Source organism: Oceanibacterium hippocampi (genome assembly GCF_900172325.1).
GTDB classification, from domain to species: Bacteria; Pseudomonadota; Alphaproteobacteria; order Sneathiellales; family Sneathiellaceae; genus Oceanibacterium; species Oceanibacterium hippocampi.
Window position 1 is genome coordinate 21,908 of sequence record NZ_FWFR01000007.1, and the last position, 25,960, is coordinate 47,867.

Annotated in this window: 26 protein-coding genes and 1 tRNA gene; 6 read left to right on the forward strand and 21 right to left on the reverse strand. The window is 66.7% G+C overall.

Annotation, left to right across the window (positions count from 1 at the left end; translation table 11 throughout):
* Positions 1–125 precede the first annotated feature (125 nt).
* The 13 genes from OCH7691_RS21845 to OCH7691_RS21905 all read right to left on the reverse strand — a co-directional run bounded on the left by OCH7691_RS21845 (position 126) and on the right by OCH7691_RS21905 (position 13,349).
* Positions 126–827 carry an ABC transporter ATP-binding protein gene (locus OCH7691_RS21845; protein ID WP_085885770.1) on the reverse strand — a complete coding sequence of 234 codons (702 nt, stop codon included), beginning with the start codon at positions 825–827 and terminating at the stop codon, positions 126–128.
* 5 nt (positions 828–832) lie between these two features.
* Positions 833–1,591 (reverse strand): ABC transporter ATP-binding protein, encoded by a 759-nt coding sequence (locus OCH7691_RS21850; RefSeq protein ID WP_085885747.1) that lies wholly within the window; start codon positions 1,589–1,591, stop codon positions 833–835.
* Positions 1,584–2,552: a branched-chain amino acid ABC transporter permease gene (locus OCH7691_RS21855; RefSeq protein WP_085885748.1), complete on the reverse strand. Its 969-nt coding sequence runs from the start codon at positions 2,550–2,552 to the stop codon at positions 1,584–1,586. The genes OCH7691_RS21850 and OCH7691_RS21855 overlap by 8 nt, the downstream gene beginning before the upstream one ends.
* Before the next feature lie 3 nt (positions 2,553–2,555).
* Positions 2,556–3,479, reverse strand: coding sequence for a branched-chain amino acid ABC transporter permease (locus OCH7691_RS21860; RefSeq protein ID WP_085885749.1), 924 nt, complete (start codon positions 3,477–3,479; stop codon positions 2,556–2,558).
* Between the two features lie 108 nt (positions 3,480–3,587).
* Positions 3,588–4,757, reverse strand: coding sequence for an ABC transporter substrate-binding protein (locus OCH7691_RS21865; RefSeq protein WP_085885771.1), 1,170 nt, complete (start codon positions 4,755–4,757; stop codon positions 3,588–3,590).
* Between the two features lie 163 nt (positions 4,758–4,920).
* Entirely contained in the window at positions 4,921–6,564 is a 1,644-nt protein-coding gene (locus OCH7691_RS21870) for an AMP-binding protein (protein WP_085885750.1), read from the reverse strand.
* A 1-nt stretch (position 6,565) separates the two neighbouring features.
* The gene (locus OCH7691_RS21875; RefSeq protein WP_085885751.1) at positions 6,566–8,014 is read right to left on the reverse strand and encodes an oxidoreductase; all 1,449 of its coding nucleotides are present in this window, start codon (positions 8,012–8,014) and stop codon (positions 6,566–6,568) included.
* Position 8,015: 1 nt separating this feature from the next.
* Entirely contained in the window at positions 8,016–9,188 is a 1,173-nt protein-coding gene (locus tag OCH7691_RS21880) for an acyl-CoA dehydrogenase family protein (protein ID WP_085885752.1), read from the reverse strand.
* 20 nt (positions 9,189–9,208) lie between these two features.
* Positions 9,209–10,030 carry an enoyl-CoA hydratase family protein gene (locus tag OCH7691_RS21885; RefSeq protein ID WP_085885753.1) on the reverse strand — a complete coding sequence of 274 codons (822 nt, stop codon included), beginning with the start codon at positions 10,028–10,030 and terminating at the stop codon, positions 9,209–9,211.
* A gap of 3 nt (positions 10,031–10,033) precedes the next feature.
* Positions 10,034–10,534, reverse strand: a complete 501-nt coding sequence (locus OCH7691_RS21890) for a MarR family winged helix-turn-helix transcriptional regulator (protein WP_085885754.1) — start codon at positions 10,532–10,534, stop codon at positions 10,034–10,036.
* Positions 10,531–11,358 carry an SDR family NAD(P)-dependent oxidoreductase gene (locus OCH7691_RS21895; protein ID WP_217808196.1) on the reverse strand — a complete coding sequence of 276 codons (828 nt, stop codon included), beginning with the start codon at positions 11,356–11,358 and terminating at the stop codon, positions 10,531–10,533. Before OCH7691_RS21895 ends, OCH7691_RS21890 begins: the two co-directional genes overlap by 4 nt.
* A 155-nt stretch (positions 11,359–11,513) precedes the next feature.
* Positions 11,514–11,756: an Lrp/AsnC ligand binding domain-containing protein gene (locus tag OCH7691_RS21900; RefSeq protein ID WP_085885755.1), complete on the reverse strand. Its 243-nt coding sequence runs from the start codon at positions 11,754–11,756 to the stop codon at positions 11,514–11,516.
* Between the two features lie 15 nt (positions 11,757–11,771).
* The gene (locus OCH7691_RS21905; protein ID WP_085885756.1) at positions 11,772–13,349 is read right to left on the reverse strand and encodes a DEAD/DEAH box helicase; all 1,578 of its coding nucleotides are present in this window, start codon (positions 13,347–13,349) and stop codon (positions 11,772–11,774) included.
* A 236-nt stretch (positions 13,350–13,585) separates the two neighbouring features.
* Here OCH7691_RS21905 and OCH7691_RS21910 point away from each other — a divergent pair, with 236 nt between their 5' ends.
* Positions 13,586–14,134, forward strand: coding sequence for a hydrolase (locus OCH7691_RS21910; protein WP_085885757.1), 549 nt, complete (start codon positions 13,586–13,588; stop codon positions 14,132–14,134).
* Between the two features lie 10 nt (positions 14,135–14,144).
* Positions 14,145–14,870 (forward strand): alpha/beta fold hydrolase, encoded by a 726-nt coding sequence (locus OCH7691_RS21915; RefSeq protein WP_085885758.1) that lies wholly within the window; start codon positions 14,145–14,147, stop codon positions 14,868–14,870.
* Here OCH7691_RS21915 and OCH7691_RS21920 read toward each other — a convergent pair.
* The 3 genes from OCH7691_RS21920 to parE all read right to left on the reverse strand — a co-directional run bounded on the left by OCH7691_RS21920 (position 14,867) and on the right by parE (position 18,138).
* A complete protein-coding gene (locus tag OCH7691_RS21920; RefSeq protein WP_085885759.1) occupies positions 14,867–15,487 on the reverse strand; it encodes a hypothetical protein in 621 nt (206 codons plus the stop codon). The two genes, OCH7691_RS21915 and OCH7691_RS21920, sit on opposite strands and share 4 nt — an antisense overlap.
* Positions 15,488–15,500: 13 nt before the next feature.
* Positions 15,501–16,073 carry a hypothetical protein gene (locus OCH7691_RS21925; protein WP_085885760.1) on the reverse strand — a complete coding sequence of 191 codons (573 nt, stop codon included), beginning with the start codon at positions 16,071–16,073 and terminating at the stop codon, positions 15,501–15,503.
* A gap of 106 nt (positions 16,074–16,179) precedes the next feature.
* Positions 16,180–18,138 carry a DNA topoisomerase IV subunit B gene (gene parE, locus OCH7691_RS21930; protein WP_139839856.1) on the reverse strand — a complete coding sequence of 653 codons (1,959 nt, stop codon included), beginning with the start codon at positions 18,136–18,138 and terminating at the stop codon, positions 16,180–16,182.
* Positions 18,139–18,284: 146 nt separating this feature from the next.
* Between parE and OCH7691_RS21935 the strand changes: the two genes are divergently transcribed.
* The gene (locus OCH7691_RS21935) at positions 18,285–18,674 is read left to right on the forward strand and encodes an acyl-CoA thioesterase (RefSeq protein ID WP_217808197.1); all 390 of its coding nucleotides are present in this window, start codon (positions 18,285–18,287) and stop codon (positions 18,672–18,674) included.
* Positions 18,675–18,753: 79 nt separating this feature from the next.
* Here OCH7691_RS21935 and glnA read toward each other — a convergent pair whose 3' ends face one another.
* The 3 genes from glnA to OCH7691_RS21950 all read right to left on the reverse strand — a co-directional run bounded on the left by glnA (position 18,754) and on the right by OCH7691_RS21950 (position 21,988).
* A complete protein-coding gene (gene glnA, locus OCH7691_RS21940; protein ID WP_085885762.1) occupies positions 18,754–20,166 on the reverse strand; it encodes a type I glutamate--ammonia ligase in 1,413 nt (470 codons plus the stop codon).
* Positions 20,167–20,249: 83 nt separating this feature from the next.
* Positions 20,250–20,588, reverse strand: a complete 339-nt coding sequence (locus OCH7691_RS21945) for a P-II family nitrogen regulator (RefSeq protein ID WP_085885763.1) — start codon at positions 20,586–20,588, stop codon at positions 20,250–20,252.
* Between the two features lie 203 nt (positions 20,589–20,791).
* The gene (locus tag OCH7691_RS21950; protein ID WP_217808198.1) at positions 20,792–21,988 is read right to left on the reverse strand and encodes a pyridoxal phosphate-dependent aminotransferase; all 1,197 of its coding nucleotides are present in this window, start codon (positions 21,986–21,988) and stop codon (positions 20,792–20,794) included.
* Positions 21,989–22,077: 89 nt separating this feature from the next.
* Here OCH7691_RS21950 and OCH7691_RS21955 point away from each other — a divergent pair, with 89 nt between their 5' ends.
* Positions 22,078–23,238, forward strand: a complete 1,161-nt coding sequence (locus OCH7691_RS21955) for an aminotransferase (RefSeq protein ID WP_085885764.1) — start codon at positions 22,078–22,080, stop codon at positions 23,236–23,238.
* Between the two features lie 117 nt (positions 23,239–23,355).
* Positions 23,356–23,432 (forward strand) — tRNA-His (locus OCH7691_RS21960).
* Positions 23,433–23,965: 533 nt separating this feature from the next.
* Here OCH7691_RS21960 and OCH7691_RS21965 read toward each other — a convergent pair.
* Positions 23,966–24,634, reverse strand: a complete 669-nt coding sequence (locus OCH7691_RS21965; RefSeq protein ID WP_085885765.1) for a hypothetical protein — start codon at positions 24,632–24,634, stop codon at positions 23,966–23,968.
* A 66-nt stretch (positions 24,635–24,700) separates the two neighbouring features.
* Complete coding sequence (locus OCH7691_RS21970) at positions 24,701–25,243, reverse strand: hypothetical protein (protein WP_139839857.1); 543 nt, start codon at positions 25,241–25,243, stop codon at positions 24,701–24,703.
* 380 nt (positions 25,244–25,623) lie between these two features.
* On the opposite strand from OCH7691_RS21970, the gene OCH7691_RS21975 reads away from it, so the two are divergent.
* On the forward strand, positions 25,624–25,960 hold a 337-nt coding region (locus tag OCH7691_RS21975; protein WP_217808199.1), incomplete at its 3' end, for an acyltransferase family protein.

The window sequence follows — 25,960 nt, forward strand, 5'->3', positions numbered from 1 at the left end:
TGTGCGCGAAGAGCATGCAGGGAGGGCGTTAAATATCCGTAAAACCGGCAACTATCTCCTACACGAAAGAACTAGATCGATCGTGAGAAAGTGGTCCGGATATTCTCCGGTATGGCGCCATCCATTCACACGCCGAGATATCTCAGTTGAATATCGTCGGCGGACACGAGCTCGGCGGATGTACCCGTCCAGACCACGCTTCCTTTCTCGATGATATAGTGGCGGTCGGCGATACGTGTCATTTCCCTGATGTTCTTGTCGATCACGAGGATCGACTGGCCACCCTGCCGCAAGCGCGACAGGCAGGACCAGATCTCCGCCCGGATGATCGGCGCCAGTCCCTCGGTCGCCTCGTCGAGGATCAGCAGGTGCGGATTGGTCATCAGGGCCCGGGCGACCGCCAGCATCTGCTGCTCGCCGCCCGAGAGCTGGTTGCCCATGTTGTTGCGCCGTTCGGCCAGCGACGGGAACAGCTCGAGCACCTTGGCGAGGGTCCAGGGATCGTCGCGCCCGCTGCGATTGGCGGCCGTCGCGATCATGTTCTCGGTCACCGTCAGGTTCGGGAAGATCTGCCGTCCCTCGGGCACCAGGCCGAGGCCCAGCTTGGCCACCCGGTACGAGGGCAGACTGTCGATCCGGACGCCGTTGAAGCGGATCTCGCCGGCCCGCACCCGGGTCAGTCCCATGATTGAGCGCACGGTCGTGGTCTTGCCCATGCCGTTCCGGCCCATCAGCGTGACGACCTCGGCCGCGCCGACGCTGAGACTCATGCCGAACAGCGCCTGGCTCTGGCCGTAGAAGGTGTCGATGCGATCGACTTCCAGCATGGCGTTCACGGCCTCTCGTCACCCAGATACGCGTCGAGCACGGCATCGTTGCTGCGGATCTCGTCCGGCGTGCCCGAGGCGATCGCCGCGCCGTAGACCAGCACCGTGATCCGGTCGGCGAGCGCGAAGACCGCGTCCATGTCGTGCTCGACCAGGAGGATCGACAATTCGTCCTTGAGGCCGCTCAGGATCTCGACCATGCGGGCCGATTCGTCCGGCCCCATGCCGGCCATGGGCTCGTCGAGCAGGAGCAGTACCGGGTCGGTGGCGAGCGCCATGGCGATCTCTAGCTGGCGCTGCTCGCCATGGGACAGGCTGTGCGCGACATCGTCGCGGCGGCGGCCGAGGCCGACCCGTTCGATCACTGCCTCGGCCGGGGCGATCAGGCGCCGTTCCTTCCGGGCATCGGCGAAGAAGCGGAAGCTGTGCCCGGCATGGGCCTGGACGGCGAGGCTGACATTCTCGAGGACCGTGAAATCGAGAAAGATGTTGGTGATCTGGAACGACCGCGCCAGCCCGAGATGGGAGCGGCGGTGGACCGGCAACCCGGTGACGTCGCGGCCGGCGAACAGGACCCGACCGTCGTCGGGGCGGATCTCGCCGGTCAGCTGACCGATCAGCGTCGTCTTGCCGGCGCCGTTCGGGCCGATGATCGCATGAACCTCGTTCTCCATGACCGTGAGGCTCAGGTGATCGGTCGCGGTCAGTCCGCCGAAGCGTTTCATCAGCGATACGGTTTCGAGAAGCGGCACTGATCTAGTCATCCGGTCTGCTCCGGGGACCGAGCAGGCTGTCGATGCCGCCGCGGGCGAACAGGACCACGAGGATCAGCATCGGCCCGAAGAAGAGCTGCCAGGATTCGGTGATCGAGGGCAGGATATCCTCGAGCAGCAGGTAGGCGATGGTACCGAACAGCGGCCCGAACAGCGTCCCCATGCCGCCGAGCACGACGATGATGATCAGGTCGCCGGACTTGGTCCAGTGCATCATCGAGGGGCTGACGAAGTCGGTCTGGTTGGCGAGCAGGAAGCCGGCGATCCCGGTCATCACGCCGGAAATCACGAAGGCGACGAGACGGTAGGGATAGGTCGGGAAGCCGATCGCCTTCATGCGCCGGTCGTTGAGCCTGGCGCCGCGCAGCACCATGCCGAAGCGCGAATTGATCAGGCGCCAGGACACGAGCAGGCAGGCCAGCATGGTCCCGTAGGAGACGTAGTAGAGCGTCGTCCGGTCGTTCAGGTCGAACAGCCCGGGAAACTCGCTCCGCGTGTAGAGCGACAGGCCGTCGTCGCCGCCGTATATCTCCAGCCCGACGGCGACGAAGAACAGCATCTGCCCGAAGGCGAGCGTGATCATGATGAAATAGACGCCGCGGGTGCGCAGGCAGATCGCGCCGATGAACAGCGCGACCAGGGCCGAGGCGACGATCGTCGCGGCGAGCTGGACATAGCCGTTGCCCATCCACTCGGCGCCGTCCTCGAAATAATGGAAGATGAAGATGCCCGCGACATAGCCGCCGACGCCGAGGAACGCGGCATGGCCGAAGCTCACCATGCCGCCGAAGCCGAGGATCAGGTTGAGCGCGATCGCCGCGATCGACATGATCAGCATGCGCGCGAACAGCACGGTGTAGTAGCCCTGGTCGACCCAGCTGGCGATCGGCGGCACGAGTGCCAGGCCGAGCAGGACCAGGATGACCGTCACGCTGCGAACGGAAAGCGTCAACGCCTAGGCTCCTCTCGGCGGGAACAGGCCGGCCGGGCGGATCGCCAGCACCAGCGCCATCAGCACGTAGGTCAGCATCGAGGAGAGCGCCGGCGCGGCGGTGCTCGCCGCCGCCTGCGGCAGCATGAGGTTCAGCAGGTCCGGCAGGATCGAGCGGCCGACCGTGTCGATCAGCCCGATGATCAGGGCCGCCAGGAAGGCGCCGCGGATCGAGCCGATGCCGCCGATCACGATGACCACGAAGGTATCGATCAGGATGCGTTCGCCCATGCCGACCTCGACGGTCAGGATCGGCGCCGCCATCATCCCGGCGAGCCCGGCAAGCGCCGCGCCGAGCCCGAAGACGATCGTGTAGAGCAGCTTGATGTCGACGCCGAGCGCGCCGACCATCTCGCGGTTGCTGGCGCCGGCGCGGATCAGCATGCCGATCCGGGTGCGGGCGACGAGCAGGTAGAGGAAGAGCGCGACCAGCAGGCCGACGGCGATCACCGCGAGGCGATAGGTCGGGTAGGGGATCCCGGGCAGGATCTCGACGCTGGTATTCAGGAAGTCCGGCAGCGGCAGGTCCAGCCCCGCCGGACCCCAGATGATCCGCACGAGCTCGTTGAAGAACAGGATCAGGCCGAAGGTGGCCAGCACCTGGTCCAGGTGATTGCGGTCGTAGAGCGTTCGGAGCGCCACCACCTCGACGACGATGCCGAGCAGCAGCGTTGCCGGCAGCGCCAGCAGTACGCCGATCACGAAGCTGTCCGTCCAGCCCGCGAAGCTGTAGGCGAAATAGGCGCCCATCATGTAGAGCGAGCCATGCGCCAGATTGACGAGATCCATGATCCCGAAAATCAGCGTCAGGCCGGCTGCGAGCAGGAACAGCAGCAGTCCGAGCTGGATCCCGTTCAGGATCTGTTCGAACAAAAGGAGCCAGTTCATCAGGGCACGCCTGGCGTGAGGAGAGAGTTCAAGCGAAGGGAACAGGCCGAAACGACGGCGGCGACGTCATGCCACGGGGACATGCCGTCGCCGCCAATCGTCAACCGGCTATTTCATCTCGCATTCGGACGCGTAGGGGTCCTGGTGGTTCTCGTAAACGGTCTGCACGACGCTGGTCGTGAACTTGCCGTCGGCGTCCTTGATCACTTCGCGGAGATAGAAATTCTGGATCGGGAAGTGGTTGTTGCCGAAGGTGAAGGGGCCGCGGACCGAGTCGAAATTGGCCTTCTTCATTTCCGCCCGCATCTCGTCGCGCTTGCTCAGGTCGCCGCCCACCGCATCGACGGCGCTCTTGATCAGCATGATCGTGTCGTAGGACTGGGCGCCGTAGAACGACGGATACTTGCCGTACTTGGCCTTGTAGTCGGCGACGAACTTCTTGTTCGCCGGGAAGTCCAGGTCGGGAACCCAGAACTGCGTCATCAGCGTGCCGAGGGCGAGGTCGCCGAGCCGGTCGATATTGATCGAGTCAACCGAGAACACCGAATAGAGCGGGATCTTGTCCTTCAGACCGGCCTGCGCGTACTGCTTGAAGAACTGCGGGCCGTGGCCGCCGGGATAGAAGATGAAGACCGCTTCCGGATTTGCAGCGCGGATCTTCGCCAGTTCGGCCGAGAAATCGAGCTGGTCGGGGAACTTGGTCAGATCCTTGCCGACCACCTCGCCCTTGTAGGTCCGCTCGACGCCGGCGACCATGTTCTTACCGGCGGCATAGTTCGGCGCCATGATGTAGAGCGACTTGATGCCCTTCTGGTTCAGCACCTCGCCCATGGCCATCGGCGTCTGGTCGTTCTGCCAGGAGGTCGAGAAGAAGTCCGGATCGCACAGCTTGCCCGCGATCTGCGACGGGCCGGCATTGGACGAGATCAGGAACGGCCCCTTGCCGACCACCGACTTGTAGGACGCCAGCAGGACGTGGCTCCAGATGTAGCCGGCGACGAAGTCGACATGCTCCTTCTCGACCAGCTTGACGGTTTCCTGCTTGCCGACATCGGGCTTGAACTGGTCGTCGGCATAGATCACCTCGACGTCCCGTCCGCCCATCTTGCGGTCGATATGGTCGAGCGCGAGCTCGACCGCGTTCCGCATGTCCTCGCCGATCGCGCCGGCGTTTGTCGTCAGCGTCGTGACGAAACCGATCTTCACCGGATCCGCCGCCATGGCCGGGGTGGCCAGAAGCGCCACGGCGCTGACCATCCCCACGATTAATCTCTTCATCGACATCCTCCCTGTCTTCCTGCAGGCCAGCCTGTACTGGCATGATACGTCATGCGGGCGGGTTACGAAAATCCCGTCTTCCGCCAGCGCCGGTTCCCGGACGCCCGTGCCTCGACCGCGTTGTCGCGATTTCGGCGCAGTGTCGGGCAGATTGTTGGATCTATCAACATTTTTCGGCCGCCTCGCGCTCCGCCTGGCGCAGCACGAAGCGCTGGATCTTGCCGGTCTGGGTGCGCGGCAGAGTTGTCACGAACTCGATCGCCCGGGGATACTTGTACGGTGCGATCTCGGCCTTCACGTAATCCTGCAGTTCGCGCGCCAGGGTCGCGTCGGCGACGACACCGTCGCGCGGAATGACGAAGGCCTTGACGATCTCGCCGCGTTTCGGATCCGGCGAGCCGACGACCGCGCATTCGAAAACCTTGGGATGCTCCAGCAGGATGCCCTCGACCTCCGGCCCGGCGATATTGTAGCCGGCCGAGATGATCATGTCGTCGGTCCGGGCCTGGTACCAGAAATAGCCGTCGGCATCGCGCATGTAGGCGTCGCCGGTCAGGTTCCAGCCGTTCTGCACGTAGCCCGCCTGGCGATCCGGATCGTCGAGGTAGCGGCAGCCGGTCGGGCCGCGCACGGCGAGCCGACCGACCACGCCGTCGGGCACGTCCGCGCCGGTCTCGTCGACGACCTTCGCCTCGAAGCCGGCCAGCGCCCGGCCGGTCGCCCCGGGGCGGATATCGTCACCGGCGGAGGTGATGAAGATATGCAGCATCTCGGTCGAGCCGAGGCCGTCTATCGTGCGGATCCCGGTCGCCTCGTGCCAGGCCTGCCAGGTCGCGAGCGGCAGCGACTCGCCGGCCGAAACGCAGGCCTTCAGCGAGGAAATGTCGTGCTTCGGCAGCAGGTCGATCATCGCCCGGTAGGCGGTCGGTGCGGTGAACAGCGTCGTCACGCCGTAGGCGGCGATCGTCTGCAACATCGTTTCGGGCGTGTATTGCTCGACCAGCACGGTCGAGGCGCCGACGAACATCGGGAAGGTCACCAGCGCGCCGAGGCCGAAGGTGAAGGCGATCGGCGGGCTGCCGGTGAAAATATCCTCGGGCCCGGGACGGAGCACCTCGGCGGCGAAGGTCTCGCAGATCGCCATGACGTCGCGGTGATTGTGCATGCAGCCCTTGGGCTTGCCCGTCGTGCCCGAGGTGAAGGCGATCAGGCAGGTATCCTCGGCCGCGGTGTCGCAGGTCTCGAACACGGCCGGCTTCGCCGCCGCCGCCCGGTCGAGGCTGTCGGCGCCGTCGATGCCGAAATAGAGCGCCCGTTCAAGGTTCGGCGAGACCTCGATGGCCTTCTCCATCTCGTCGCGCAGGCGCTGGTCGCAGAGCGCGACATGGATTTCCGCCTTGTCCGCCATATGCACAAGCTCGCGCCAGCGTAGCAGCGGCATGGTCGCGACGGCGATCGCGCCGACCTTCATCACGGCGAACCAGCAGGCGACATACATCGGGTTGTTGGGCGCCCGGAGCATCACCCGGTTGCCCGGCACGACGCCCAGATCCTCGACCAGGACATGGGCGATGCGGTTCGCCTCGGCGTTCAGGTCGGCATAGCTCCAGACCTTGTCCTGATAGTGAATGACCGGGCGATCGGCGAATTTTTCCGCTTGCTTGTCAAGCAGTTCGGTCGCGCAGTTGATGCGCGGGGGCAGCCTTTTGAGGCGCTCCGTGCCGTCCAGGACCAGTTTCGGCCAGGCCGCCGGCGGCGGCAGGTGACGGGCCGCGAAATCATCGGTATGGGCACTCTTCTCCGGCATCTCATGCAACTCCCCGCGATGGTGCGTAATCGGGCATTGGCATGTCGACGGTCACGCTGTCGGACGGCGCGCTCGCCCGACCCTGGGCGTCGAAGGCGCGCACGAAATAGCGGTAGCGGAAGCCGCCCAGCACGGTGCGGTCGCTGTATTTCCGGCTCTTGACCGCCTCGACCGCGACGATCGGGCCGTCATCCTCGGCGCGGTAGATGTCGTAGCCGATCACCGCGCCCTCGGCGCCGTTCCAGGCGAGCTTGACCTGGCCGCCGGTGATCTCCGCCTGCAGGCCGGCATCGCCGGCGGGCCAGACCGGGAAGACGTCGGACGGATCGTCGGCCGGTGCCTGGCGGGCGCCTTTCGGCCAGAGGAAGCAGTTGACCTCGCGGAACTTCTCGTCGAGCTGCTTGCAGACGTTGCAATAGATGCAATGGACGATGCGGTCGGCGCGATCCTCGGCGATCTTCTTCACCCAGTCCGGGTCCGCCAGCAGCTGGCGGGCCATGCCGATGATGTCGGCCTTGCCGTCCTGCAGCAGTTTCTCGGCATCGGCCGGGCGCGAGATCTTGCCGACCGAGATGACCGGTACGTCGAAGCCCTTGTCGTTCAGATACTGCTTCACGCCGTGGGCGAGATGGGCATGGGGCAGCGGCGGATACCAGTCGCCCGGCATGCAGCGGTCGCCGGAATAGCCGGTGTAGGGGTAGAGCGGTTCGCCCTCCCGATGCTCGGCATCCTCGAACTTGCCGCCGACCGAGAGCGAGATGTAGTCGACGCCGAGGCTCGCCATCCGGTAGGCGATGCGCTTGGCATCCTCCAGCGTGTAGCCGTTCTTGATCGCCTCCTCGGCGAGGAAGCGGACGCCGACCGGGAAGTCCGCCCCGACCTTCTCGCGGACCGCCGTCATGACCCGGCCGAACATGTGCAGGCGGCCTTCCAGCGTTCGCCCGTCATAGTCGTCGCGTCGCGGATTGCGCCGCGAGAGGAAGGAGGACAGCGTGTAGGCATGGGCCGAATGGAGCTCGACGCCGTCATAGCCGGCCTCGCGGGCGCGGGCCGCGGCGTCGCCGAACTCGCCGACGATCCGGTCGATGTCGGCGACGCTCAGGCTGTCGATGGTCTGCCGCCAGCCGGATCGGGCAACCTTCAGGAAGTGGATGATCTGCGGCACGATCTTCGAATCCGAGATGTCGTGCACGCGGCTCACCATGTCGCGGTGGCCGGCGATGAAGGCGTCGTCGGAAAGACGGAGCAGGGGCCCCGACTTGTTCCGGTGAACAGCCGTCGCCTCGACCACGATCAGCCCGACCTGGCCCTCGGCATAGCGGGCGTAGCGGTCGGAGATGTCCTGGTTCACGTAGCCGTCCTCGCCGGACAGCCGCGTCACCATGGCCGGGACCGCGACCCGGTTCGGCAGCACCATCCCGCCGACGGCGAGCGGTTCGAGAAGCTTCATGTCACTGACCCTCGGCGAAGCGGGCGAGCGTCTGGCCCGCGATCACCATGCGGTTGATCTCGGTCGTGCCTTCGTAGATGCGGAGCGCGCGTACCTCGCGGTAGAGCTTCTCGACCGGCGCGCCGAGCACGAGGCCGTAGCCGCCATGCAGCTGGACCGCCTCGTCGATCACCTTCTGGGCCATCTCGGTGGCGTACATCTTCGCCATCGAGGCTTCGCGGGTGACGCGGACGCCGGCGGTATCTTTCAGCCACGCGGCCCGGTAGACGAGCAGGGCGGCGGCGTCGATCTCGGTCGCCATCTGGCCGAGCTTGCCCTGGGTGGTCTGGAAGCTCGCCAGCGGGCTGCCGAAGACCTGGCGTTCGTTTGACCAGCGGCAGGCCTCGTCGAGCGCCCGGCGGGCGAAGCCCAGCGCCGCCGCGCCGACCGACGAGCGGAAGATGTCGAGATTGCTCATGGCGATGCGGAAGCCCGCGCCCTCGCCGCCAATCAGCCGGTCGGCCGGAATGCAGCAGTTCTCGAAGGCGAGCCGGCCAAGCGGGTGCGGCGCGATCAGTGGAATGCGTTCGGCGACCGAGAAGCCCGGATCGTCGGCTTCGACGATGAAGGCCGAGATACCCTTGGCGCCCGCAGCAGGGTCGGTCTTGGCGAAGACCGTGTAGACGTCGGCGATCCCGGCATTGGAGATCCACATCTTCTCGCCGTCGAGGCGATAGCCGTTGCCGTCGCGGACTGCCGTCGTGGTGATCCCGGCGAAGTCCGAGCCGGCATTCGGCTCCGACATGCCGAGCGCCGCGATGCGGCGGCCGGCCGCGATCTCCGGCAGGTAGCGGGCGCGCTGCCCGTCCGATCCGAACAGCGAGATCGGTCCGGCGCCGAGCCCCTGCATGACGAAGGAGAAATCGGCGAGGCCATCGTGATAGCCGAGAATCTCGCGGATCAGGCAGATCGCCCGGACGTCGAGGGCGCTGCCGTCGGCGGATACCGAGAGCGAGAGGAAGTCCTCCTCGGCGAGCGCCTTGACGAAGCCCCGGCAGAGATCGTCGAGGTCGGCTTCCGTGTGATTGCCGGCGAGCGGCGCGACCCGGCTCGCGGCGAAGGAGCGGGCGCGTTCGGCGAGCGCCCGGTGGCGGTCGTCGAAGAAGGGCCAGTCGAGGAAACTCAGGTCCGCCATGCGCCGCTCTCCCGTGCCACTCAGTTGCCTTCGAAGACCGGCCGCTGCTTGGCCACGAAGGCCCGGTAGGCCCGCTCGAAATCGGTGGTCTGCATGCAGATCGCCTGGGCCTGCGCCTCGGCCTCGATCGCCTCGTCGACGCCCATGTTCCATTCCTGGTGCAGCGTCTTCTTGGTCATCGCATGGGCGAAGGTCGGCCCGGTCGCGAGGCTGTCGGCGAAGGCGAGCGCCTCGGCCTCGAGCTGATCGGGCGCCAGAAGCCGGTTGTAGAAGCCCCAGCGTTCCGCCTCCTCGCCCGGCAGCGCGCGGCCGCTGTAAAGGAGATCCGAGGCGCGCCCCTGGCCGACGATCCGGGGCAGCATCGAGCAGGCACCCATGTCGCAGCCGGCCAGGCCGACCCGGGTGAACAGGAAGGCGACCTTGCTGGCGGCGGTACCGAAGCGGATGTCGGCGGCCATCGCGATGCAGGCGCCGGCGCCTGCACAGATGCCGTCGATCGCCGCGATCACCGGCTGCGGACAGGCGCGGATCGCCTTGATCAGGTCGCCGGTCATTCGGGTGAAGCGGAGCAAGGCCGCCATGTCGCCGTCGTTCTTCATGCCGACCAGCGGGCCGATGATCTCGTGCACGTCGCCGCCCGAGCAGAAATTCCCGCCGGCGCCGTTCACCACCACCGCATGGACGTCGTCGCAGTATACGAGGTCGCGGAACAGGTCGCGCAGCTCGGCGTAGGATTCGAAGGTAAGCGGGTTCTTCCGCTCCGGCCGGTTCAGCGTGACGACGGCCACGCGCCCCTCGACACGAAAGGCAAAATGTTCGGGCTTGAATTCGGCCGCCTTCATCGATCAATCCTCTTTCAGGCTGTGTTTCAGTTTGCCGAGCAGGCTCAGCAGGGTCTGCATATCGTCGCGGTCGAGGCCGGACATCGCCTCGTGGATCCAGTCCCCGTGCGACGGCGTCATGGCGTCGAAGCTGCGCTTGCCGGCCGGGGTCAGCGCCACGGTCTGGCTGCGCCGATCGGTCTCCGACGTTTCCCGGCGCACCAGGCCTTCCTCGACCAGGCGGTCGGTCAGCCCGGTGATGTTGCCGTTCGAGACCATCATCCGGGTCGACAGCGCGCTCATCGTCAGGCCGCCGCCGGCCCGGTCGAGCTGGGCCAGCAGATCGAAGCGCGGCAGGGTGATGTCGAACCGGGCGCGAAGCCGGCGACGGACCGTGCGCTCGATCATCGTCGAGCAGGTCAGCAGGCGAAGCCAGAGCCGGAGTTCGAGCTTCTCGTCGTCGCGGATGCCGCTCTCCAGGTCGACATGGTCGCCGCCGGCGGCCGCCGAGCCGAGTTCGCTCACGGCATCACCTCGCCCCCGGCGACGGCGATCGCCTGGCCGGTGATCGCGGCGGCGGCCGGGCTCGCAAGCCAGCCGACCGCGTCGGCGACTTCCTCCGGCGTGACCAGCCGGCCCTGCGGATTGTGCCGGGTCAGTTCGCGCCGCGCCTCGTCCTCGCTGCGGCCGGTCTTCTCCATGATGTTGCGCAGGCTCTCGACCGTCATTTCGGTTTCCGTGAAGCCGGGACAGACCGCGTTGACCGTGATCCCCTTCGCCGCATATTCGACCGCCAGCGCCCGCGTCAGCCCGATCACGCCATGCTTGGCGGCGCAATAGGCGGCGACATAGGGGTAGCCCTTCTGGCCCGCCGTCGAGGCGACGTTGATGATCCGCCCGCCGCCGCGCTCGAGCATCGCCGGGACCGCGGCGCGGCAGCAGAGAAAGGTGCCGTGCAGGTTGACGTCGATCATGTCGAGCCAGTGTTCCGGCGTCATCCGGTGAAACGGCGTACTGGCGGCCGCACCGGCGTTGTTGACGAGGATGGAGACGGGCCCGAGCATGTTGCCGGCCCATTCGAAGGCGCGCTCTATCTCGTCCGGCTCGGTGATGTCGGCCTGGACCTCGTAGGCGGTGATATCGTGCTCGGCGGCAATCGTGCCGCTCTGTGCCTTCAGCCTGTCCCAGTCGCGGCCGAGCAGGGTCAGGTCGCAGCCGGCGGCGGCGAGCCGGGCGGCGATTGCCGCGCCGATGCCCCGGCCGGCGCCGGTGACCAGGGCGTGCTGGCCGGCCAGCGGCCGTTCATCGACCGTCGTCTTCTCGAAGATGGCGCGCAGTTCGTCCGTCAACGGTTCCGTCCTCCCTCGCAATTATTTTAAGTCTAAAATAATTGCCGGTCCGAGAGCAAGGGGAACCGCACAGCGGCGCGCACGGCGCAGATGCGCCGCGACCGGGATGGCGGGAATGGGGGAAGGGCGCGGGCGTGACCGGCCGGACGGGGAGGTTAGCTGAACGCCTTGAAGGTGATCATCGTGAAGGTGTCCTTCACGTTCGGCAGGCGCTGGATCTGCTCGTTCACGAAATGCCCGATGTCCTGATCGTCATCCAGATAGCATTTCATCAGCAGGTCGTACTGGCCGGAGATCGAATAGACCTCGGAAACCTTCTCGACATTCTGGACCGCCGCATCGGCGACGCTGTAGGCCTCGCCGAGCGCGCATTTCACCATGACGAAGATGGTCTGCATCGGGCTCGCTCCGGATCAGGAACTGGATGGCGTACGGATCGGCCGGGCCAGGAAGGCCGGCATGTGATCGCCGAAGGCGACGACGGGCTCGTCCGCCTCGTTGTCCCGGTTGCGGCCCTGGCCGCCCCGTTGGCGTTTCGGCGCACCGCCGCGCGGGCTCGCCTCGCGGGGCGAGGCGGGGGCCTTGTCGGCCCGCTTCTCCGCGGGCGCCTCGGCCGCAGCCGTCTCGGCAACCGGTTTCTCGGCAGCGGGCTGCTCGACAGGTGCCTCGGCGGCCTGCGTCGCTTCGACGGTCTGCGTCACTTCGACGGTCTCGACCGGCGCTTCCGCCTCGGCCGGTGCCGCCTTCGAGCGGCCGAGCCCGGAACGGGAGCCGCGCTCGCCGCTGGCCGGGGCCTTGGCGCTGCCCGACGACTTGCCGCCACGGCCGCGCGAACGCTTCGTGCCGCTTTCCAGCGCCAGGTCCTCGCCGCCGATCTCCGGTATGACATGACGCGGGATGGGGCCGCCGATCAGGGTCTCGATCTGCGCCACATACTTGCCGTCCTCGGGCGTGGCGAAGGTGAACGCGCGCCCCTTCTGGCCGGCCCGGCCGGTCCGGCCGATGCGATGGATATAGTCTTCCGAATGGGTCGGGACGTCGAAATTGAAGACGTGGCTCAGGCCCTGGATGTCGATCCCGCGTGCGGCGACGTCGGAACAGACGAGGATGGTGATGTCGCCGGCCTTGAAGCTTGCCAGCGTCTCGGTCCGCACGCTCTGGTTCATGTCGCCGTGCAGCCGGCCTGCATTCAGGCCATGCTTCTCCAGCGAGCGGAAGAGGATGTCGACGTCGCGCTTGCGGTTGCAGAAGATCAGCGCGTTCTTGACTTCCTCGTTCCTGATCAGCGTGCGCAGGGCGTCGCGCTTGTCGGCGCGGTCGACGACGATCAGGTGCTGGGCCACGGTGTCGGCGGTGCTTTCCGGGCGCGATACGGCGATCGCCTTCGGATTGATGAGGAACTTGTCGGCCAGCTTGCGCATGTCGGGCGACATCGTCGCCGAGAAGAACAGCGTCTGGCGAAGCGGCGGCATGAGCGAGACGATCTTCTCGACATCCGGGATGAAGCCCATGTCCATCATCCGGTCGGCCTCGTCGATGACGAGGATCTTCACGCCGTTCAGCAGGATGCCGCCGCGACCGAAATGGTCGAGCAGGCGGCCCGGCGTGGCGATCAGCACATCGACGCCGCGATCGAGCAGGGTTTCCTGGTCCGAGAAGGAGACGCCGCCGATCAGCAGCGCCATCGACAGCTTGTGGTACTTGCCGTAGGTCTCGAAATTCTTGGCGACCTGCGCGGCAAGCTCGCGCGTCGGCTCGAGGATCAGCGAGCGCGGCATGCGCGACTTCGCCCGTCCGGCGGCCAGGATGTCGATCATCGGCAGGGTGAAACCGGCGGTCTTGCCGGTTCCCGTCTGGGCCGTGCCCAGCACGTCGCGACCCATCAGAATGATGGGGATCGCCTGTTCCTGGATCGGTGTCGGCCGCTCATAACCTGCGTCGGAAACGGCACGTACCACTTCGGCGCTGAGGCCGAGATTTTCAAAACTCATATGGGAACTCGATGGCCGGCCGGTCGCATGGCCTCGTTAGCCGAAAGTCGCCGGCATTCAATGGTCGCTCGGCGGCACTTTATGTATCGCTGACGTTCTGTCAATGGAGGTGTCCGGATTCTCTACGGAATCGGCCCTTTTGTCGCACATTATGCCCGGTTTCACGATCAGCGGCGTTGCTTTTCGTCCGCCAACCCGGATGATGGCCCGACCTGAGAACACAGCCGAGAGACGCCATGCTGATCGATCCCGCCCGTTCGTTGCTCCTCATCGTCGACATGCAGGAAAAGCTGTTGCCGGCCATGTCCGGGACGGACAGGCAATCAGTGCTCGACAATTGTGTCAAGCTCATGACCGCCGCCCGCGAGCTCGGCTGCCCGATCCTCGTGACCGAACAATACCCGCAGGGCCTCGGGCCGACCGTCGAGGCGATCCGTGCGCTGGTCGGCGAGGAGAACGTGATCGCCAAGACCGCCTTTTCCGCGCTCGGCGAGGAGCGGGTGCGCGACCGGCTGGCCGACAGCGGGCTGGATCAGGTCGTCATCGCCGGGATCGAGGCCCATGTCTGCGTCGCCCAGACCGCGCTCGGCCTTGCCGAACTCGAGGTCCCGACCTTTGTTGTCGCCGACGCGACGACCGCGCGCGAGCCGGCGAACCGGGAGCGGGCCGAGGCCCGCCTGCGCGCCGCCGGCGTCGATATCGTCAGCACCGAGATGGTGATCTTCGAATGGCTCCGGGATTCCGCCAATCCATCCTTCAAGGCGCTGTCGCCGCTGATCCGCTGACCGTCCGGCGATGAGCGCGAAGCTTCCGCTGGTCCTCGCCCCCGGCCTGCTCTGCACGGGCGAGCTCTGGGAACCGCAGATCGCGGCGTTCGGCCACGATCGCGAGATCGTCGTCGTCGACAATGCGAGCGACGACGACATGGCGGCGATCGCCCGCCGGGCGCTCGCGGAGGCGCCCGGGCATTTCGCGCTCGCCGGTCTCTCCATGGGCGGCTATATCGCGCTCGAGATCGCCCGACAGGCGCCGTCCCGGGTGCGCGGCCTGGCCCTGCTCGACACCTCGGCGCGGGCCGACACGCCGGACATGATCCAGCGCCGCAAGGATTTCATCGCGCTCTCGCGGCGCGGCAAGTTCCATGGCGTGACCGAGCAGCTGCTGCCGATCATCCTCCACGAAGACCATCTCGGCGACCAGACCCTGGTCGAGACCGTTTACCGGATGGCTGCCGAGACCGGGGTCGACGGCTTCCTGCGTCAGCAGCTCGCGATCATGGGACGGGCGGACCAGCGTGCCCGGCTCGGCGAGATGAGCATGCCGGCGCTGGTCCTCTGCGGCCGCGAGGACAAGCTGACGCCGCTGGCGCTGCACGAGGAGATGGCGGCCGGCCTGCCCGACGCGACGCTCGCGATCATCGAGCGCTGCGGCCATCTCTCGACTTTGGAACAGCCGGCCGCGGTCAACGAGGCGATGGCCGGCTGGCTTGCCCGGATCGAAGGTCCGGCCGCGGCCGCCTAGCAGCCCCGCATCGGCAGCCGCCCCGGGCAGAAATCGTCGCGGTCCGGATTGCGCATCGGCAGCAGGCTTCTGAGCGCCTGGCCCATGGCCGCGGCATAAACCGGATCGGCCGGCGTTTCCGGTTGAGCGGCGTCGGTGACGACGCTGGAGGCGAAGCGGTCGCCGGTACAGAAGACCGCGTAGATGCGCCATTCCGGTCCGGCCCCGGCGAGCGGGATCGAACCCGGCGCCCGGCAGGCGGTGTCGCCGTTCGTCGGCAGACGCGCCGGGTTCATCACGAAAACCACCCGATGTCCGTTGTTCGCGGCATATTCCGGCCGCGTACCGGGCTTCGTGGTCAGCGGCAGCGAACTGAACCAGCCCGGGGTGCGGAGCGGCTTCATCGCTTCCTCCGCCGGGATGCCCGGTTGGCGGAACGGGTCGCCGTGGAACTCGGCCGCCAGTTCGCCGTCGCCGATCGCGTAGCGGACGGCGGACGGGCCGTAGTGGCTGCGGAACTCCTCGCGCGTCGTGCGGATCAGGCCGCCCGGGTCGATACAGGCGGACAGCGCCAGGGCGAGGGCCAGCGAGGCGGCAACAGCGGCGACGAAGCGCGGTTGCGCCTTTCCCGCCGTCACCGTCGCGCCCCGCTCAGCAGGGCCGCTTGCCGCAGCCGCCCGCTTCCGGGTCGCGGTAGGGAATGACATTCAGCACCAGTTGCCCGAGGAGATCGTGGATGCCGGCCGCACCCTCGTCGGCGCCGACGCTGCCGTAGCCCCAGGAATAGGCGCGTTCGCCGATGCAGAAGGCGGCCAGTATGTCGGTGCGCCCGCCGTCGGCCCGCACCGGGATATCGTCCGGCGCCCGGCAGACCCGCGCGGCGTTGACCAGCCGTTCCGGGTTGACGAGGAAGACCAGCCGGTAGCTGTTGTTACCGGCCTTCGCGCCGTCGTCCGACGGCCGGGTGGTGAGCAGGGCCGGGGGATGGCCGCCCGACGTCGTCAGGCCGCCGAGCGCGGCCTCGCCGCTCTGCCCGCCCGGCAGCGCGTCGCCCCGGAACTCGACGGCGAACTCGCCGTCGCGGGCAGCGTAGGCGACCAGCGAGGGGCTGTAGGGATTGTCGACGCTGACGAAGCTGATCGTCGTGGCGGCGTCGGCCGCTGCCGTCGCCGTCGTCAGCGCCGCGGCCAGCGCCGCCGTCCGTGTCCAGTGCCTGATGGTCATCGCCGAACCCTCGTTCCGCCGGTACGGGACAGATATGGGAACGATGGCGGCCGGCCTCAATCGCCGGGATCCGTCGCCGGACAGGTTCGTCGCGGGATGCGGCCGCTCAGATGTCGAGATTGTCGACGAAGCGGGCATTCTCCTGGATGTAGGCGAAGCGGAGTTCCGCCTTCCGGCCCATCAGGCATTCCACGAGGCGGGCGGTTTCCGGCCGCTCGTCACCCTCGACGCAGACCTGCAGCAGGGTGCGCCGGCCCGGATCCATGGTGGTTTCCTTGAGCTGCGCCGGCGGCATCTCGCCAAGGCCCTTGAAGCGGCTGACCTCGACCTTGCCGCGCCCGTTGAAGACGGTCTTCATCAGTTCCTCGCGATGCAGGTCGTCGCGGGCATAGGCGGTCTTGCCGCCCTGGCTCAGCCGGTAAAGCGGCGGCATCGCCAGGTAGAGATGTCCGTCATCGATGAGCTGCCGCATCTCCTGGTAGAAGAAGGTCATGAGCAGCGAGGCGATATGGGCGCCGTCGACGTCGGCGTCGGTCATGATCACGACCTTCTCGTAGCGCAGGTTGGTTTCCCGGTAATCCTTGCCGGTGCCGCAGCCGAGCGCCTGGATCAGGTCGTTGATCTCCTGGTTGGCGCGGATCTTGGCGCCGGCCGCCGAGGCGACGTTCAGGATCTTGCCGCGGATCGGCAACACCGCCTGGTTCTTGCGGTTGCGCGCCTGCTTGGCCGAGCCGCCGGCGCTGTCGCCCTCGACGATGAAGATCTCGGCCCCGTCGGAGGCGGTCGACGAACAGTCTGACAGCTTGCCGGGCAGGCGCAGCCGGCGCGTCGCGCTCTTGCGGCTGACTTCCTTCTCCTGGCGCCGGCGCAGCCGTTCCTCGGCCCGCTCGACGACCCAGCCGAGCAGCTTGTCGGCCTCCTTGGGGGATTCGGCGAGCCAGGTGTCGAAGCGGTCCTTGACCGTCTGCTCGACCAGCTTCGCCGCCTCGGGCGTGGCCAGCTTCTCCTTCGTCTGGCCCTGGAACTGCGGCTCGGTGATGAAGATCGAGAGCACCCCGGCGGCGCTCGCCAGGATGTCGTCGGCGGTGATCTGGCCGGCCTTCTTGTTGCCGGTCATCTCGCCGTAGGCCTTCAGCCCGCGCAGCAGCGCCGTCCGGAAGCCCTGCTCGTGGCTGCCGCCATCGGGGGTCGGCACGGTATTGCAGTAGGAGCTGAGGAACGGCTCGCCCTCGGCCCGCCAGGTCATCGCCCATTCGACGCGGGCGTGGCTGTCGGTCGCCTGGACCCGGTCGGCGAAGGGCCGGTCGGTCACCACTTCGTCGCCGTTGATCAGGCTCTGCAGGAAGTCGGCGAGGCCGCCGGGAAAGTGGAACACCTCCTCGGCCGGGGTGTCGTCGCGCAGCAGTTGCGGGTCGCAATGCCAGCGGATCTCGACGCCGCGATAGAGATAGGCCTTGGAGCGCGCCATGCGGTAGAGGCGGGCGGGGCGGAAGGCGAGGGTGGGGCCAAAGATCTCGCGGTCCGGGCGGAAGCGGATCGTCGTGCCGCGCCGGTTCGGCGCCGCGCCGATCTCCGCCAGCGGCGCCTGCGGCACGCCGCGCACGTAATCCTGCCGCCACAGCCGGCGGTCGCGGGCGACCTCGACGGTGAGCGCCTCGGAGAGCGCGTTGACGACCGAGACGCCGACGCCGTGCAGGCCGCCCGAGGTCTGGTAGACCTTGTCGGAGAACTTGCCGCCGGAATGCAGCGTCGTCAGGATGACCTCGAGCGCCGACTTGTCGCGGAACTTCGGATGGCGGTCGACCGGGATGCCGCGGCCGTTGTCGCTGATGCCGAGGCCGCCGTCGGCGAACATCTCGATCTCGATCCGGCTGGCATGGCCGGCGACCGCCTCGTCCATGGCGTTGTCGAGCACCTCGGCAGCGAGATGATGGAGCGCGCGCTCGTCGGTCCCGCCGATATACATGCCGGGGCGTCTTCGGACCGGTTCCAGGCCCTCGAGAACTTCGATATCCTTGGCCGAATAGTCGCTCTCGGCGACGGCGCGCTGAAACAGGTCGGACATGGGCGCGGCTTTGGCTTTCGCGTGTCGAATTGACTGATGGGTCACTATAAGGTAGGCGCGCTTTGACGACCAACAAGATATAGCCCCGGCTGGAGCCCGTCGCCCGTCGATGCGGCGCCCGGGTTCATCGCATGAATGGAGCGGACATGGCAAGTGCAGGCGACCTGAAACACGCGGACCCGATCATCAGGACGGCCCCCCAGCCGCGCGACTGCAACGCCAGCGGCGACATCTTCGGCGGCTGGGTGCTGTCGCAGATGGACATCGCCGGCGGCGTCACCGCGGCGCGGCGCGCCAGGGGCCGGGTCGTCACCGTCGCCGTGCAGGCGATGACCTTCCACCAGCCGATCCGGGTCGGCGACATCGTCTCGATATACGGCAACGTCACGAAGGTCGGCCGGACCTCGATCCATGTCGAGCTTGTCACCCTGGTCCAGCGCCAGCTCGCCGAGGAGCCGATCACCGTCACCGAGGGCACCTACATCTTCGTCGCCGTCGACGAGAACGGCCGGCCGCGCCCGGTGCCGCCCGCCTGAGCGCGACGGTCCGGGACAAGAAAAAACCCCCGCCGGCGGACCGGCGGGGGTTTCCTGTTCGATCGGCCCTGGAGGCCGGTCAGACCGAGTAGTACATCGCGAATTCGACCGGATGCGGGGCGGTCTCGAAGCGCATGACTTCCTGCCAGCGCAGCTTGAGATAGCCGTCGATCAGGTCGTCGGAGAAGACGTCGCCCTTCTTGAGGAAGTCCCGGTCGGCGTCGAGCGCGTCGAGCGCCTCGCGCAGGCTGGCGGCAACGGTCGGGATCTCCTTCAGCTCCTCCGGCGGCAGGTCGTAGAGATCCTTGTCCATCGGGTCGCCCGGATGGATCTTGTTCTCGATGCCGTCGAGGCCGGCCATCAGCATCGCCGCGAAGGCGAGATACGGATTGGCCGCCGGATCGGGGAAGCGGATCTCGACCCGCTTTCCCTTCGGGCTGGTCGCGTAGGGAATGCGGCAGGAGGCCGAGCGGTTGCGCGCCGAGTAGGCGAGCAGGACCGGCGCCTCGAAGCCCGGCACCAGGCGCTTGTAGGAGTTGGTGGTCGGGTTGGTGAAGGCGTTCAGCGCCTTCGCATGCTTGATGATGCCGCCGATGTAGTAGAGGCAGGTATCGGACAGGTCGGCATAGCCGTTGCCGCCGAACAGCGGCTTGCCTTCCTTCCAGATCGACTGGTGGCAATGCATGCCCGAGCCGTTGTCCTCGAACACCGGCTTCGGCATGAAGGTCGCCGTCTTGCCGTAGGTATGCGCGACGTTGTGCACGACATACTTGTAGGCTTGGATCCAGTCGGCGGACTGCACGAGGGTGCCGAACTTGTGGCCGAGTTCGTGCTGCGACGGGGCGACCTCGTGATGCTGCTTCTCGACCGGCAGGCCCATCTCGGCCATCACGGTCAGCATCTCGGAACGGATGTCCTGGGCGCTGTCGACCGGCGGAACCGGGAAATAGCCGCCCTTGACGCCCGGACGGTGACCGATGTTGCCGCCCTCGATCGCCTCGCCCGACTTGTGCGGGGATTCGCTCTCGTCGATCTTGTAGGACATCTCATGCATCGAGGTGCGGAAACGCACGTCGTCGAACATGAAGAATTCCGCCTCGGGACCGAAATAGGCGGTGTCGCCGATGCCGGTATAGGCGAGATAGGCCTCGGCCCGCTTGGCCACCGAGCGCGGGTCGCGATTGTAGCCTTCGCCGGTCGACGGCTCGACGATGTCGCAGGTCACGATCAGCGTCGGCTGGGCGAAGAACGGGTCCATCACGACCGAGGAGAGGTCGGGCAGCAGGCTCATGTCGGATTCGTGGATCGCCTTCCAGCCCGCGATCGACGAGCCGTCGAACATCACGCCCTCGGTGAAGAAGGCTTCGTCGACCGCCTCGATCGCATAGGTCATGTGCTGCCACTTGCCGCGCGGGTCGGTGAAGCGAAGATCGACGAACTTGACGTCGTTCTCGCTGATCAGGTCCATGACCTTTTTGACATCGTCGGACATCGGGGAATTCTCTCTTTCTCGTTCTCGCTGGATTTACCCGGGCGACCGGCCGGTTCGGGGCCGGCAACCCGACATTCGTTGCTTCAGACGGCGTCGGGGCCGCGCTCGCCGGTGCGGATGCGGATCACTTCCTCGACCGGGGTGACGAAGATCTTGCCGTCGCCGATGCGCCCGGTGCGCGCGGCCTGCTGGATCGCCTCCAGCGCCCGCTCGACGAGACCGTCGTCGAGGACGATCTCGATCTTCACCTTGGGCAGGAAATCGACCACATACTCGGCCCCGCGATAGAGCTCCGTATGGCCTTTCTGGCGACCGAAACCCTTGGCCTCGATCACCGTGATTCCCTGCAGGCCGATTTCATGAAGGGCTTCCTTCACTTCATCGAGTTTGAACGGCTTGATGATCGCCTCGATCTTCTTCATGGGTACTCCGACATCCTTGCGGCCAGGTCTGGCGTGCAGTCGGCCAGGGCCGACGCACAACGATTAAGCATGGCGCGTGCCAAACGGGCGAAAAGGCACGAGGCCGCGGAAAAATTCATGGCGTGCCGGGCGCAAGGCGCCCGAACCGGCCAACGGCTGCACAATAATCGCCCATTATGCACATTTTTCAGGCAAACGATGCCTCAAAGCGAGCCCAGGAAGTCGCCGACCCGGCCAAGCGCCGCCTCGATGTTGGCGATCGAGTTGGCGTAGGAGAAGCGCACGAAGCCCTCGCCATGGGCGCCGAAGCTGGTGCCGGCGATCACCGCGACGCCGGCCTCGGCGAGCAGCCGGTCCTGCATCGTCCGGGCATCGAGACCGGTGCCCGCGATATTCGGGAAGGCGTAGAAGGCGCCCTTCGGCCGGGCGCAGCGGACGCCGGGCAGGCGGTTCAGCCCGTCGACGATGACCGCGCGGCGCTCGTCGAAGGCCGCGACCATCGCCTCGGCCGCATCCTGCGGCCCTTTCAGCGCGGCGATGCCGGCGAACTGGGTCGGCGCGTTGACGCAGGAATGGACGTTGATGCAGAGCCGGGTCACCGGCTCGACCAGAGCCGCCGGCCAGTAGCCCCAGCCGAGCCGCCAGCCGGTCATCGCGTAGGTCTTCGACCAGCCGTCGAGCACGATCAGCCGCTCGCGCAGGCTCTCGTAGTCCAGCAGGCTGACATGACGCTCGCCGTCATAGGTCATGCGGCTGTAGATCTCGTCCGACATGACATGGACATGCGGAAAGCGTTCGAGGCCCGCGACCAGATTGTCGAACTCGGCCCGGGGGACGACGCCGCCGGTCGGGTTGGCCGGGCTGTTCAGGATGATCAGTCGCGTCCGGTCGGTGATCTTGGACAGCACCTCGTCGGCATCGAACGAGAAGCCCGAGGCCTCGTAGAGCGGGATCGGCACCGGCGTCGCGCCGGAGAAGCGGATCATGCTCTCGTAGATCGGGAAGCCCGGGTTGGGGTAGAGGATTTCGGCCCCGGCCTCGCCGAACAGCAGCATGGCGAAGGCCATCGTCACCTTGCCGCCCGGCACGATCACGACCCGGCCCGGATCGATCTCGACGCCGCGATAGGTCCGAACGTCGGCGGCGACCGCCTCGCGCAGCGCCGGCAGGCCGTTCGCCGGGCTGTAGCCGTGCTGGCCGTCGCGCAGCGCCCTGACCGCCGCCTCGACGATATGCGGCGGGGTCGGGAAGTCGGGCTGGCCGATGCCGAGATTGATGATGTCGCGGCCCTGGGCGGCCAGCGCATTGGCGCGCGCCAGCACCTCGAAGGCGCTTTCCGTGCCGAGGCGACCCATCCGGGCCGCGAGCGCGCCTTCCGCCATCGTCATCCTCTCGTTCATTTCCGCCTCCCGCGCTGCCATCGACCCTGCTTGCAAGGCCCCCCGGCTTTTGACATTGTTCGACGCCTCTAGGCAAGGAGGAGGCGAGGGTGAAGCCGGCCAACAGCGTACTCGGCGGCTATGGCACCACGATTTTCGAGGTGATGTCGAAGCTTGCGATCGACCACGGGGCGATCAATCTCGGCCAGGGCTTTCCCGACGTGGACGGGCCGGAGGACGTGCGCCGCACGGCCGCTGAGGCCCTGCTCGGCGGTCTCAACCAGTATCCGCCGATGATGGGCCTGCCGGCGCTCCGCCAGGCGGTGGCGGACGCCAACCGCCGCTTCTACGGCCTCGACATCGACTGGACGCGCGAGGTGATGGTGACCTCGGGCGCGACCGAGGCGCTGACCGACTGCCTGATGGCGCTGATCGAGCCGGGCGACGAGGTCGTCCTGTTCGAGCCGCTCTACGACTGCTACCTGCCGATGGTGCGCCGGGCCGGCGGCGTGCCGAAGCTGGTCCGCCTCGATCCGCCGCACTGGGAATTGCCGGTCGAGGCGCTGAAGGCGGCCTTCTCGGCGAAGACCAAGCTGATCCTCCTCAACAACCCGATGAACCCGACCGGCAAGGTCTTCGACCGGGCCGAGCTCGAGATCATCGCCGGGCTGGTCGAGGCGCACGACGCCTACGCGCTCTGCGACGAGGTTTACGAGCACATCGTCTTCGACGGCCTCGCCCATATCCCGCTGATGACCCTGCCCGGCATGCGCAAGCGCTGCATCCGCCTCGGCAGCGCCGGCAAGACCTTCTCGCTGACCGGCTGGAAGGTCGGTTACGTGACCGCCGACGCCGAACTGATGAGCGTGCTCGCCAAGGCGCACCAGTTCATCACTTTCACGACCGCGCCGAACCTGCAGAACGCGGTCGCCTACGGGCTCGCCAAGGGCGACGACTATTTCACCGGGCTCGCGGCCGGGATGCAGGGCAAGCGCGACCGCTTCCGCGACCGCCTGGGCAAGGCCGGCTTCGCCGCCGCGACCTGCGCCGGGACCTATTTCCTGAACGTCGATTTCCGCCCGACCGGCTTCGACGGCACGGACGAGGAATTCTGCCGCCGCATCACCACCGAGGCCGGCGTCGCCGCGGTGCCGGTCAGCGCCTTCTACCAGTCCGACGGCGCGGTCCGCCATTTCGCCCGGCTGTGCTTCGCCAAGCGCGACGAGGTGCTGGACGAGGCGGCGGAGCGGCTGGCGAATTTCTTCGCCTGACACGGCTCGGAGGCCGGCGCCCGGAGCGGGCGGGGAGGGCGCCTGAAGATTCCCGCCGGCGGGCTGCCTCGTCGCTTGACCCGCATCGCGCCCGGCATTAAATAGGGCGCCTCTGTGGCGGGAGTAGCTCAATTGGTTAGAGCGCCAGATTGTGGATCTGGAGGTCGCGGGTTCGATTCCCGTCTCTCGCCCCACTTTTTCCCCTGAGAATTCAACAGGTTACGGTCGCGACCGGTGAATGGGCCGCCCTCACGGGCGAATTGCGCCCCGTTTTTAACCCGTTGATTCCCTTACATTTCATCAATCCTCCTCGCTAAGCCTCTAACAAGGTGAAATGGAAGGCACGAAACCGCCGCCCGGGGCGGCTTCGGCCTGCAGGGCGTTGAGGCGCGCGCGGAGTGTGCCCCGCGGAATCTAGCGGTGTCCTTGCTAGCGCCGGTCGCCTGTGAACGATCCCGGTGAGGGGCGGCCGCTTCTGCCGCGCACTAGTCGTCCCAGGGTCGTCCTGGTGCCCGGCGCACCGTGCGCGGGTCTTCCTGCCGGCCGACCAGCAGCCGGCGCCGCTCCGGAGCGTGCCGGCATGAACGGTCCCGTTGCTGGCCTTCAATTTTCGAGCTGTTCCCTTTTCCAATCGGCCGGGTTGAGTCTGCCGCCGCCGCGAGACAGGCGAACACTACCCCGAAACGGAGGATGTCGCGTGAGTGCCCCCTGTCGCGCCTGCGCCGCGTTATTTGCCCTTTTGGCCCGATGCGGAGATGGTGCCGCCGCCGTTCATTTCGGCCGTCCCTTGCCGGTGCTGCCGGTGCGCGCGAATGACAAGTCGTTCGGCTTCGAGCTTCTCACACAGTTCGTCATAGGTCGTCTCGCCGTTCTCGTTTTGGCGCCTCACCACCTCTACGAAGTTGGCCGAGTTGCCCCCGCACAAGAACAAGGCGTCGGACAAAGCTTCATTCGCGCGCTCGACAGCTAGCGCCTCTTCGCGGCTGATCAGCCCCAGCGCCTCCCAGTCAAAGAATATCGGACCCAGATCGATCGCCGCCGGCGCATAGCCACGAGCGACAATCGCCCGCATGGCTGTCTCAAGTTGGTCGAGGCGCATTTTGAATAGCGTGTCGAGGTAATATCGCAGGTTCTCGGCGCGCGCTTCTCGGTTCTCCCGGTCGCGTCGCGCAACAAGTCTGTGATCCTCGGCGACGGACGCCATCATCATTTTACCCGTGATCAAGGCTCCGAACGTGCTTCCAGCCAACACAGCAACGGCCGTGATACCGATACCCCACCGGTCCAGCCAGTCACTGATCGTCCTGGCCCCGAAGAACACGTCGTAGGCGAGCGTCATCAATGCCATTCCGACCATGGCGCCGACGATCAGCCAGGCAATGTCATCCTTTCGCATCGCGCGATAATGGCGCGACCCATGCGACCGGAGCAAGAGGCGGGCAGGGCCTGCGCTGGCCGATATTCAGCCGTATTCGTCGTCGTCGTCGTAATCGTACCTCTTCGAGGCGTCGCCGATACTCTGCCACGCGGTATCGGTAGCCCGCCGCGCGGCCTCGACCTTCTTCGCGCGCAATGCTTCCGCCTCGGGGTCGGTCGCGCTCAGAAGCACGCGAACCTCTTCCCATTTCTCCCGCGCCGCTTCGAGATTGCGCACGATTTCCCAGTTGTCCCGTTTCGCGTTGCGATCGACCCAACCGTAGAGCGGGTGTCGGTCCGTCAGCGGCAGGCCGGGGGTGACGGCGAAGGGAAGCGTGTCCGTCAGATCGCCCCGTTTGAACTTGTCAGCGAATGCCCGCATCTCGCCGTCGAGGCGTTGGTATTCCGCCTCCATCTCGAGGGTGAGGGAACGCGCCCGCGCGCGCCGGTACGTGTTCTCGGAGATGGTGATCTGCGACCGGATCTCCTTCAGGAAGCGGTCGCCGAGCCGGCGCATGCCGTAGAGCGTCACGGCGACGGCGCAGGCGAGCAGGACCGCGATGCCGAGCAGCAGGAGCCAGATCGACATCGGCTCCGCCGACCCGTCACTGGCCCGGGCCGTCCCGGCAAGCATGACGAACGCCGCAGTGGCGGCGGTTGCAATATTGCAATCCTTTCGCATCGCAACAGTCCTCCAAGCGCGCGAAGGGCGAAAAATGCCAGTCTTGTGCGACCACGGCAAGAAGCGGTTGAGGGTAGAGCGTGAACAGCGAGAGTTTCGTTCCGCTCGGCGAGGCGGTACGTCATGGTCCGTCGACTGGTGCGGCGGGGCGGCCGGGCCGGCCTCGTGACGGTCGCCACAATCCGGCGATTTGCGACTCGATTTCTTAATATCTGTTCTGGCAATAGATACATTCGGGCAAGGTGATACGACGCCCGCTGTCGGGGCCAGTCAGGGAGTTGCGTAGCGTGAGTCAGATTGAATCGGCAGCCGTCGCCGGGCATCGCGACGGAGCCGGCGCGGCGCGTCCAGCAGTCAATTACATGCCGCAGCTCGACAGCCTGAGGGCGCTCGCCGCGCTCGGCGTCTTCATGCAGCATTTCCTCGCCGAGGATAACCTTTTCCGCTCGACCCTGCCGATGGGCGATCTCGGGGTGCGACTGTTCTTCGTGCTGTCCGGTTTCCTGATCACCGGCCTGCTGCTGCAGGGGCGCGACCAGATCGAGCGCGGCGTGGCAAGCGGCACCACGGTCGCGCGGAATTTCTTCGCCCGCCGGGCGCTCCGGCTGTTCCCGATCTATTTCC